Below are 10,554 nucleotides of genomic sequence, written 5' to 3'. Positions count from 1 at the left end.
TAATTACTCAAACTATTGATATAAAAAATGTTTTCCAATTTGCAATTTAAAAAAAGATTAAAAATAATACTTTTCACTTAAAAATTCATTTTTAAAAATAACTATATTTTTTTAACAGAAAGTTATATAGGCTATTTCCCCACTTTTATTTTGAAGTATATTTAAATATATTTTTCAATTTAACTTCATTATATTATTTATTGAATATTAATTTATTTGTTAAATCGTTAGATAATAAAAAGCCCATTTCAATAAATCAAAATGGGCTTTTACGAAGTCATTAACCTACAACTTCTTCCACTTTTGGTTTTGCTTTTACCAAATCAGCTTCATAAATCACATCATATTCTTCTAACTTTAAATGATGTAACCGCTCTCTAAGTTTTTTCAAAGACCACGGCCATGCAGCAAAGTTACGTCCATTGGCATCAAGGTAGTAACTTTTACATCCCCCACTATTGAAGACAGTGGTTTGCAGATGTTTTTGTACAAGCTCATTATGCTTTTTAATTACTTCTGATTTCACTGAAAGCTTAGCAATACCTTTTGCCTTCATTTGTAGCAAACCATCAACAATATATTGCAGTTGTGCTTCAGCAAGGCCAATAAATGAGTCATAAACCAAAACATTTGGCCCTAGCATAAGAAATGCATTCGGTACATTTTCAATGTTGGTTCCTAAGTAGGCTTCTGGTGATGAGTCTTTCCAAAGCTCAGCTAGGCATTCCCCTTTTTCGTTATGTACCCGTTTACCAATTGGTGGGTGAGATACTTCAAATCCAGTGCCCCAAATAATGACATCGACTTCGTGGCGTTCTCCATTGGCAGCAATCACAGTATTGCCTTCGACCTTCACTAAACCATGTGGAATAAGTGTAGTGTTGGGTGCCTGTAAAGCTGGATAGTAGTTATTGGCAAATAAAATACGTTTACAACCAATATCAAAATTAGGCGTTACGTTTTGACGTAAAACTGGATCTTTAATTTGTAACTTTAACAGTTGTTTCGCAGCAAAATTGACAGGCTTTAAAGCTTTTGGATTGCGTAAGCCAAAATTAATGACATTTAAAGTACCCGCTACAGTTTGTCGCCAAGTGACTTGAATTTTTGGATATTTCGCAATGATTGATTTACTCAACTCACCCAAGTCGGTATCTGGTTTTGGCAGTACCCAAGGTGCTGTACGTTGGAACACAAACAACTCTTTGGCTTTAGGTTGAATTTGTGGCACAAATTGGATGGCAGATGCCCCCGTACCAATTACGGCAATACGTTTTCCAGTAAGGTCGTAGTCATGGTTCCACTTCGCTGAATGGAACATTTCACCTGTAAAGGTATCTAAGCCCTCAAGACGTGGTATCTGTGCTTCAGTAATTGGACCAGTAGCAAATAGAACTGTTTTAGCAATATACAAACCAGAGCTCGTCTCTAGTTTCCATACATTTTTTAGGTTGTCCCATTCTGCTTTTAATAGTTCGGTATTGAACTCGATTAAGGACTCAATATCAAAATCACGGCTTACATCTTCTAAGTAACTTAAAATTTCCGGTTGGCGTGCAAATAAGTGACTCCATTTCGCACTTGGTGCAAAGGAGTAAGAATACAAAGCTGAAGGTACATCACAGCCACAACCCGGATAGGTATTTTCACGCCAAGTACCACCGACGCGGCTCGCTTTTTCAATAATTTTAAAATTGGTTAAGCCTGCTTCATTTAGCTTGATTGCTGCAGCTAAGCCAGAAATACCTGCACCGACAATAAAAGTGTCATAAATATGTGCAACTTCTTGGGTTTTACGTGTACGTGTATTTGTTCTAGGTTTCGTGACCATAATTTTTCTGCCTATACAAAATTTTATTTAAATAGCTGATACGAAAGCCCAAGGAACTTTGCATATAGCGTTGGAGACGTTCTTTTCATAAGCCAGAATAATTTGGCGTCGATCTGTGGCGTGGTATAGAGCTGCCCTCGATCTAATCGATTCAATGTTAAAGTCGCAACTGCTTCACTGGTGGTCATGGCATAGTTCATGAGTGTATGGTCTGCAAGTTTTGAATAGCGCCCCGGAATCCGACCATTTTTAATGATATTGGTAGGCACCAAAGTCGGGCACAGCACATTCACTTTAATATTGAATTTGCGAAGCTCAGCTGAAAGCGTTTCTGATAATGCCAATACACCGGCTTTCGTTACGTTATAGACACTCATTTCAGGTGCTGCGGTATAAGACGCCGCAGAAGCGACATTAATAATTGCACCGTAACCTAGTTTTTTAAACTTTGGCACAAATGCATGACAACCATGAATAACACCCCATAGGTTTACATGCATACACCACTTCCAGTCCTCCAAACTCATTTCATCAAATTTACCGCCTAAACCTACGCCCGCATTATTAATGATGAGTGTTACCGGATGTTCTAATAACTGTTCTGCTTGATCAGCCAAAGCCTGTACTTGTTCTGCTTGTCCAACATCGCACTGGACAGCAAATGCTTTTTGTCCAAGCTGTTCAATTAACTTTACGGTTTCTTCAGCAGTTTCTAAATTAATATCCGCACATACCACGTTGCCACCGCGTTTTGCCAGTTCAAGTGCAAAGCTACGACCAATTCCACTGCCTGCCCCAGTCACAACAGCATATGCATTTCGACTCGGCTGATCTTTCTTACCAAATAGAATCATAGTAAATCCTAAAAAATTTTAGGGAGACGGCAGTAATTTGGGTATTACTGCCGTGACCAACAGCTTTATGAAACTGCACGAACTGGTGGAGTAAATTCCTTCACAAAGTAAGGTGCAATCGCACCGCCCTCGTTCAGTAATTTGTTTTTGTAGTACTCAAGGTATTGAGTCGTATCATGGTCATTTGGATGGAAGTTAGGACGTAAGTAATCAAAAATCTGGCCAATGGTGCTGCCAAATACGCCATCTTTTGGACTAAAAATTAAGTTGACGCCACGACGTGCATCTTTCCAGAATTTTCTGGTTAACAGTTCTTTTGGCTTACGCAGTACGGGTACCAATAAAGTTGCGGTTGGAATAAGCCCTAAAATGGTGATGAAAGCCATTAAAAAGCCGGTTGCACGCAATGGATAGTTACCGTTCAAAATCTGATAGACATCATAAGCAATGTCTTTATGCTCAGATTCTTCAAGCATATGCCACATCCATAACGCACGGCTTTTCGCATCATCGGTATAATAAAAATTCTTTTCATGCTTCATCATGTATTCGGCAAGTACTGCCGTAAAGTGCTCAATACCCGCCATAAGTGAAAGCTTTAATGGCTGCGGGAATTTTAAAAATACATATTTAAAGAAGTTTTCGCCCAAGAAACGATACAAATCGACCGGATATTCCAGCTCTTTAATTGCATCATTAAACTCATTATGCAATTTTGAATGAATAGCTTCTTGGCCAATGAGGGAAGTCACACGCTGTTTTAAAATCGGATCTTGAATAAATTCACGGTGGTGACGCGCTGTTTCAATCACCAGATCTTCACCATAGGTCAAGAAAACCGAAAGCGTGGCAAAGAACAAAGTTGCAAACTGGTTGTTGACGTAAAACTCGATATCAATTTCTTTGCCATCAAACCCGATATTTAGATGACGGATTGGGATAGATCCTTTATTTGAAAAGTCTATCTTTTGATACTGAGCTATAACTGATTTAGGAGAAATAACATTTCGGATAGCTTGAGCGACCATTTTCGACACCCTATAAAATTTGTTAAATACAAGGCAGCGTCGAATCAAACAGTTAAAGTTGTCTTTAGATTATTTCTTGCAATCTTTAACTGCTCTAGAACAAAAATTTGCTCGAATACATCTGCCTTGCCATGTTTTATGAACTTAAATATTGTTAAGTTCACCAAATCAGATTAAATAGTGCGCTTGATATAACTCTCGAACAAGGACAAAAAAAGCCAACCCACATTGAAACTTTTTGCCAACTTAAATATTTTTGATAATTTCAAATAACTTATATAACCTACTATTATTCATAATGATTTAAATAAAAGACATTTGTCCTAAAATGATAAAAATATGGCTTTAAAAGATAACAAATGAAATATTATGCCTGCTTCGATAGAAATCTTATTTCAATATTTCAGCGTTCCAAAAATCACACTAAGCTTTCTATTTTCAGAGCTTTATTGCACAAATGAAAACGATAAACTGCATTCAGAGAAAAAAATTGAATGAGGATAATAAATCATGTTTGATATGCGTTTATCTCATGAGCGTGGTGCAGCACATCATGGCTGGTTACAGTCAAAACACACGTTTTCATTTGCAAATTATTGGGACCCGAAACAAGTAGGCTTTTCAGATTTGCTTGTGATTAATGACGATACTGTTGCTCCATCGAAAGGCTTTGGTACTCACCCTCACCGCAACATGGAAATTATTTCTTATGTGCTTGAAGGTGCGTTAGAACATAAAGATTCAATGGGTACAGGTTCAGTTATTGTACCTGGTGATATTCAGTTAATGAGTGCAGGCCGTGGTGTTGCTCATAGTGAATTTAACCACTCTGCACAAGAAAATGTGCACTTCTTGCAAATTTGGGTTGTTCCAAACGAAGTGAATACCACACCGGGCTATCAACAATTGCATATTTCCGAGGAAGACAAACGCGGTAAATTGCACTTGATGATTTCACCAAAAGGTGGTGAAAAAACTTTATCGATCAAGCAAGACATTAATATTTATTCAGGTCTTTTTGATGGTGAAGAAACAGCAGAGTTTGCAATTCCAGATGGACGCTATGTTTACCTTCATGTGGCAAAAGGCCGTATTGATGTAAACGGTAAAACCTTTAACACAGGTGATGCTGCGCGTATTCGTGATGGAGGCAAGTTATCATTTACCAATGGTGACAACGCTGAGATTCTGATTTTTGATATGCGTCCAGAAGAAGTTCCAACCATGCCATAATCAACAAAACACCTGCGTAGAGATATACGCAGGTGTTTTTTTATGTACATTAATCATCAAAAACTTACGACTGGTCTTCGGATTTTGCCATTTCAGTATTGATATAGCTCATGATCATAGTAGTTAGCCCCTGCACCATTTCATCAAAACTAATAAATGGGTTGGGTAAAATCAGATGCCTTGCTACGTTAAAAATACCGCTATTAATACAAATATAAGTAATGACAGGTAAATTATTAATTTTTAGATATTTAGGATTATGCATCATATACTTCATGATGACTTCCATTAAAGCCTGTTCAATTTTTGGAATATATTTGTCGTATTGCAACTCACCTGCATAACGTAAAACGGTTAAGTAACGGTCATTATTTTTCTTTAATAAATCACTAAAAGTATAAAAGATCATTTCGATAACAGGCTCTAACTCCAACTCTAAAATTGTAGGAGTTAGCTCTTTAATCATGTCGAGAATTTCACTCACAAAGTAGTGATTCATCGCATCATAAATTTCTTCTTTATTTTTAAAATACTCATAAAGTGACCCTACACTCACCCCTGCAATTTCTGCAATATGACGTGTAGTGGTACCACTTGGTCCATGCAATGCTACAGCAATAAAACCTGCTTCAATAATAGTATCGACAGTAACTTTGGCTCGTGCCTGACGGGGTTTTCGCGTAGACATATTTTCTTATAAATAATCCGAACATAAGCTCAGATTAGCATGTAATTTACCCCTACTCTAATAAAAAAACAAAATCCGAATACTTGTCAAATTTCATGAAGTAATTTCTTTAGAGGTATGGCTAAACATAGTTGTGAGTTCTTTTATTAGTAGGCACTTATTTTTAAAACAAAATAAAATATATAAATAAAAATCAATATATTAATAAATTATAAAACTAGTTTTTTATTTTATTCGTACATTGGCGTTGAGCTTAAATAACTTGAAAAGTTACCCGAATTGAATCCGAACATAAACTCAGATTAACATGAAAAAATCTAAAAAGAGGTTGATTCGTTTTACCAAGTTCGCCTCTTTTTCCGTTATTCAGTCAAATAATCAAACAAATAACGGAGCAACATCACCGTACTCAGTAAGCAGAGAAAACTGCTTTTTGAAAATGGAATTTACAGTGCTCTGTTGAAAGTCAAAGCTTTTTGGTTTTCAGCAACATCGCACTATCATTGATTGATCTGAAGGTATCGCCATGATCTCGACCACAGTTAAAAAATCACTAAACAAAATTAAATTTTACCGTGAAATCGAGTTACCAGATTTTGCCAGCAAAAAGTCCATTCCAATCCGTCATTTAAATATCGGATTTGAAGGTAAAGAGATTGATGTCGAATTCTATATGAACAATCAATTTGCCACGATGTTTTTTGCGACGCTTTCAGTATTTCTAACCTATGGTGAAGATTTGGTGATTGAAACTGCTCGTCATCACCGTGAATTTATTCAACACCCAGTTTTAAAACAGCGTGTTACTTCATTGATTGGACAAGAAGCAATTCACTCTAAACTGCACAATGAATATAACGATGCACTTAAAGATGTTGAATACCCTGTCGATTTATATCGTTTCTTGGGTGAGAACTTCTTTAAATATGTATTTTTAAAATTCCCACAACCACTGAAATTATCAATGATGGCTGGTATTGAGCATTTTACGGCTGTACTTGCTGAATACATGATGAAGCACGAAAAGAATTTTTACTATTCGGATGATGCGAAAAGCCGTGCGTTATGGATGTGGCATATGCTTGAAGAATCTGAGCATAAAGATATTGCCTATGATGTTTATCAATTACTGAATGGTAGCTACCCATTACGAGCTTCTGGCTTCTTCTTAGCTTTGTTCACTATTTTAGGTTTAATCCCAGCAACTACCTTGTTTATTCCGGTTTTAAGAAAACCACAGGAAATGTTGACTAGAAAATTCTGGAAAGATGCTCGCCGTGGTGTAGGACTTATTTTTGGTCCAAAAGATGGCGTATTTGGTAGCACCATTGGTCAAATTCTTGACTACTTACGCCCTGATTTCCACCCAAATGATCATGATACGACTGAATATCTTGAGTATTACAAACAGAAATTACTAAGCGAAGGCGGTGCAATTGCACCTTACTTTGTGAAGGAATTTACCCCTCCTGTACGCATGTCTTAATTGGCTTGTAACCAGTCACTCAATGGCTGGTTTTCCTTAAATCTATTTCGGGATGAATCATGATTTTATTTGGCAAAAAGAAAGTTAAACCAAGCCAAAAAGCTTATGCCGTTGTGACTGGCGCAGGCAGTGGAATTGGACGGAGTTTTGCAATTGAACTGGCAAAACGTGGTGGTAGCGTAGTGTGTGCAGATATTAATTTAGAAGCCGCAGAAGAAACAGTAAAGCTTCTTGAACAAGAAGGCGCAAAAGCTTTTGCCATGCGCTGCGATGTGGGCAATGCAGAGCAAGTGAACCACCTAGCTGAAACTGCTGAAATTTTACTTGGTCACCCTGTGACCCTTGTCATTAATAATGCGGGTGTGGGATTAGGCGGTAAGTTTGACGAACTCAGTCTAGAAGACTGGAACTGGGTCATGAATATTAACCTTTGGGGTGTTATTCATGGTTGCCATGCATTTGTACCAAAGTTCAAAAAACTAGGTTACGGCGCGATTATTAATGTAGCTTCTGCTGCATCGTACACGGCTGCTCCAGAAATGACTGCTTATAACGTAACGAAAGCGGGTGTTCGTGCGCTGTCTGAAACGCTTTCGGCCGAGCTTCGTAAATTCAATATTAAAGTCAATGTGCTCTGCCCGACTTTGGTACCCACCAATATCATTAAAAATGGTCGTATTCCGGGCCGTTATTCTAAGCTTGCAGACCATGCACTCATGAACTACGCACTCACCACAAGTGATGATGTCGCCAAACTCACACTTAACCGTCTTGATCAGGATGAGTTGTATACCATTCCTCAAATTGATGCGAAGTTATTCTGGCTCATGAAACGTGCATCTCCAAGCTTGTATAACAAGTTCCTTGGCACATCGTACAAATTATTTAAATAAGAAATTTATAGGTAGTACACATATGACTGCTCAAATGAAAACAAATGCATCAGCAAAAAAAGCTGTCAATTCACCTCACCATATTTTCGATACCTTTATTGTCGGTGCTGGCATTTCAGGTATTGCCGCTGCTATTCGCCTAGATCAAGTTGGGTATACCAATTATAAGATTATTGAAAAAGCAGCACGTGTAGGTGGAACATGGCGTGAGAACACCTACCCAGGTTGTGGGTGTGATGTACCTTCTGCTCTTTATTCTTACTCATTTGCACCAAGTGCAAAATGGAGCCACTTATTTGCACGTCAGCCGGAAATCTTAAGTTATCTGGAAGATGTTAGTAACGAGTTTAATATCACGTCTAAAATCGAATTTAACAACGAACTGCTGAATGCAGCATGGGATGACTCACGTCATGTATGGGTGCTTGATACCACTACTGGTCAATATCTATCTCGAACCGTTATTTTTGCCACAGGTCCAATTACCGAAGCTCAAATTCCACGACTTGAAGGCTTAGAAACATTTACAGGTGAAATGTTCCATTCAGCGAAATGGAATCATGATTATGACTTAACTGGTAAACGCATTGCCGTGATTGGTACGGGTGCATCTGCCATTCAGTTTGTGCCACAAATTCAACCTAAAGCAAAAGAGCTGTTTGTGTTCCAACGTACAGCTCCTTGGGTGCTGCCAAAACCAGATACAGACTTGGGCGAGTTTAGTAAATCAGTCATTGCTAAATATCCGGCTATTCAGGCGAGCTGGCGTAAAAGTGTAGCGTTAACACTGAATGCAATTAACTTTGGTTTACGTAACCCTCTTGCGCTAAAACCAGTAAATGTATTGGGTAAGCAATTACTTAAATTGCAAATTAATGACCCAGTGCTACGTAAAAACGTAACGCCGAACTTTGACATTGGTTGTAAACGTATTTTATTCGCTAACAACTACTACCCTGCACTACAAGCACCAAATACCACGCTTATTCCACATGGCTTAGTTAAAGTTGAAGGCAATACGGTGATTGCAGCTAATGGCGAACGCCATGAAGTTGATGTGATTATTTGGGGTACAGGTTTTGAAGTATCTCACCCACCAATCGGCAAACGTGTGTTTAATGAAAAAGGCCAACGTTTAAATGATTTGTGGAAAAACACTTCACCGGAAGCTTACTTAGGAACCAATATTGAAAATGTACCAAATGCATTCTTAGTGTTGGGACCAAACGTACTGGTTTATGACTCATTTATTGGTTTAGCAGAAGCACAGCTCGACTATATCGTAGATGGCTTATTGAAAATTAAAAACAAAGGAATTAGCAAGTTAAATGTTAAGGCTGATGTGATTAAAAAGCACAATGACTTAGTGCAAAAGCACTTACAAACAACTGTATTCAATAGTGGTGGCTGTAAGAGTTATTACCTTGACGCTAACGGTCGCAACTTTGCAGCATGGCCGTGGTCATTGAAAAAGCTTAAACAACGTTTGAAAAAACTAGATTTGAAGGATTATGAAGTTACATATCAAATGTCAAAGACACATTAATTTGTAAATTTGACCAAATCCGTTGTTATGAATGGGCAGTGTATTTTAGATTTTCATGAAATACACTGCCTTCTTCATTCAATCTTCAAGAAATAAAAGAACAGGTTAAAGATGAAAGAAGGTCAATCAAGTCGTACCGCCGAAGCTGCCGCTGCATTACGGGCCAATCATTTTCAAAATACAAAGAACCCTGTATTTTCAGATCCCTATGCTTTTGAACTAACCAGTAAAGGCTGGAAAAAACTGCTCTCTAGCCCACTGATTGTTAAGGTCATGAATTCTTCGGTGTTAAACCGCACCTTAGGTTTACTCACTGGGCAAGTGGTCGGTCGCTCTCGTTATGCCGAAGATTTACTTGGTCAGACAGTTCAACAAAATACTCAACAATATGTATTAGTGGGTGCTGGCCTAGACTCTTTTGCATTACGTGAGTCACACCATTACCCTGCTTTGAAAATTTTTGAAGTCGATCATCCTGATACTCAAGCGGCCAAACAAGCCAAGCTAAAAAAGTTAGGAAATATTCCTACTACCGTTGAGTTTGTCTCGATTAACTTTGAAAAAGAATCTATCTCTGAAGCGCTTGCCCGAAGTCGCTATGTACGAAAAGCTCCGGCTTTCTTTTCTTGGCTGGGCACCACTCATTATTTAAAGCCGGAAACTACGCTGCAAACTTTAAAAAGTATTGCTGAATTTGCTGCAAACGGCAGCGAAGTGGTACTCGACTATTCGACCGATTTTCAGGAATTAAAAGGTATTGAGCGACTCGGAAGTATGGGTGTTGCACAGTTTACCCATGTGCTGAAAGAACCTTTACTAGGTCAATTTAAACCTTCAGATTTACATCAGGCGGTTGAAAAAATGGGTTTTGAAGTAGTCGAAGACTTGTCTGGTAAAGCCATTACTGAACGATATTTTAATGCACGGACCGATGAAATTCGCCATACATCAGCGACGCGCTTATTGCATTTGCGTTTAAAGAAATAAAGTTACTT

At 38.0% G+C, this 10,554-nt stretch carries 9 protein-coding genes; 5 read left to right on the top strand and 4 right to left on the bottom strand.

Annotated features, from left to right (window positions below; all coding sequences use genetic code 11):
* Positions 1 to 280: 280 nt before the first annotated feature.
* The 3 genes from ACH63V_RS07125 to ACH63V_RS07115 all read right to left on the bottom strand — a co-directional run bounded on the left by ACH63V_RS07125 (position 281) and on the right by ACH63V_RS07115 (position 3,713).
* Positions 281 to 1,831, bottom strand: coding sequence for a flavin-containing monooxygenase (locus ACH63V_RS07125; protein ID WP_396463108.1), 1,551 nt, complete (start codon positions 1,829 to 1,831; stop codon positions 281 to 283).
* 23 nt (positions 1,832 to 1,854) lie between these two features.
* Complete coding sequence (locus tag ACH63V_RS07120; protein ID WP_396463107.1) at positions 1,855 to 2,685, bottom strand: SDR family NAD(P)-dependent oxidoreductase; 831 nt, start codon at positions 2,683 to 2,685, stop codon at positions 1,855 to 1,857.
* A 65-nt stretch (positions 2,686 to 2,750) separates the two neighbouring features.
* On the bottom strand, positions 2,751 to 3,713 hold the full coding sequence (locus ACH63V_RS07115; RefSeq protein ID WP_002156843.1) for a metal-dependent hydrolase: 963 nt from the start codon (positions 3,711 to 3,713) through the stop codon (positions 2,751 to 2,753).
* A gap of 510 nt (positions 3,714 to 4,223) precedes the next feature.
* Here ACH63V_RS07115 and ACH63V_RS07110 point away from each other — a divergent pair.
* Positions 4,224 to 4,946: a pirin family protein gene (locus ACH63V_RS07110; protein WP_396463106.1), complete on the top strand. Its 723-nt coding sequence runs from the start codon at positions 4,224 to 4,226 to the stop codon at positions 4,944 to 4,946.
* Positions 4,947 to 5,010: 64 nt separating this feature from the next.
* Here the strand turns inward: ACH63V_RS07110 and ACH63V_RS07105 are convergent, their stop codons facing one another.
* Positions 5,011 to 5,634 carry a TetR/AcrR family transcriptional regulator gene (locus tag ACH63V_RS07105; RefSeq protein WP_110982452.1) on the bottom strand — a complete coding sequence of 208 codons (624 nt, stop codon included), beginning with the start codon at positions 5,632 to 5,634 and terminating at the stop codon, positions 5,011 to 5,013.
* A 526-nt stretch (positions 5,635 to 6,160) separates the two neighbouring features.
* Between ACH63V_RS07105 and ACH63V_RS07100 the strand changes: the two genes are divergently transcribed.
* The 4 genes from ACH63V_RS07100 (at position 6,161) to ACH63V_RS07085 (ending at position 10,546) form a co-directional block, all read left to right on the top strand.
* Positions 6,161 to 7,120, top strand: a complete 960-nt coding sequence (locus tag ACH63V_RS07100) for a metal-dependent hydrolase (protein WP_396463105.1) — start codon at positions 6,161 to 6,163, stop codon at positions 7,118 to 7,120.
* 59 nt (positions 7,121 to 7,179) lie between these two features.
* Positions 7,180 to 8,013 carry an SDR family NAD(P)-dependent oxidoreductase gene (locus ACH63V_RS07095; protein WP_396463104.1) on the top strand — a complete coding sequence of 278 codons (834 nt, stop codon included), beginning with the start codon at positions 7,180 to 7,182 and terminating at the stop codon, positions 8,011 to 8,013.
* 22 nt (positions 8,014 to 8,035) lie between these two features.
* Complete coding sequence (locus ACH63V_RS07090) at positions 8,036 to 9,559, top strand: flavin-containing monooxygenase (protein WP_396463103.1); 1,524 nt, start codon at positions 8,036 to 8,038, stop codon at positions 9,557 to 9,559.
* Positions 9,560 to 9,670: 111 nt separating this feature from the next.
* Complete coding sequence (locus tag ACH63V_RS07085) at positions 9,671 to 10,546, top strand: class I SAM-dependent methyltransferase (protein ID WP_396463102.1); 876 nt, start codon at positions 9,671 to 9,673, stop codon at positions 10,544 to 10,546.
* The last annotated feature ends 8 nt before the right edge of the window (positions 10,547 to 10,554 follow it).

The sequence above is a fragment of the Acinetobacter sp. ABJ-A23_2 genome (assembly GCF_044538765.1).
In the GTDB taxonomy this organism is placed as follows: Bacteria; Pseudomonadota; Gammaproteobacteria; order Pseudomonadales; family Moraxellaceae; genus Acinetobacter; species Acinetobacter nosocomialis_A.
Note: the sequence above shows the minus strand (reverse complement) of the source record. Positions and strands in the feature narration are given on the sequence as shown.

Bases quoted from the DNA above. Each gene is read 5' to 3' on its own strand.
- ACH63V_RS07125 (WP_396463108.1), bottom strand. From the start codon at position 1,831: ATGGTCACGAAACCTAGAACAAATACACGTACACGTAAAACCCAAGAA.
- ACH63V_RS07120 (WP_396463107.1), bottom strand. From the start codon at position 2,685: ATGATTCTATTTGGTAAGAAAGATCAGCCGAGTCGAAATGCATATGCT.
- ACH63V_RS07115 (WP_002156843.1), bottom strand. From the start codon at position 3,713: ATGGTCGCTCAAGCTATCCGAAATGTTATTTCTCCTAAATCAGTTATA.
- ACH63V_RS07110 (WP_396463106.1), top strand. From the start codon at position 4,224: ATGTTTGATATGCGTTTATCTCATGAGCGTGGTGCAGCACATCATGGC.
- ACH63V_RS07105 (WP_110982452.1), bottom strand. From the start codon at position 5,634: ATGTCTACGCGAAAACCCCGTCAGGCACGAGCCAAAGTTACTGTCGAT.
- ACH63V_RS07100 (WP_396463105.1), top strand. From the start codon at position 6,161: ATGATCTCGACCACAGTTAAAAAATCACTAAACAAAATTAAATTTTAC.
- ACH63V_RS07095 (WP_396463104.1), top strand. From the start codon at position 7,180: ATGATTTTATTTGGCAAAAAGAAAGTTAAACCAAGCCAAAAAGCTTAT.
- ACH63V_RS07090 (WP_396463103.1), top strand. From the start codon at position 8,036: ATGACTGCTCAAATGAAAACAAATGCATCAGCAAAAAAAGCTGTCAAT.
- ACH63V_RS07085 (WP_396463102.1), top strand. From the start codon at position 9,671: ATGAAAGAAGGTCAATCAAGTCGTACCGCCGAAGCTGCCGCTGCATTA.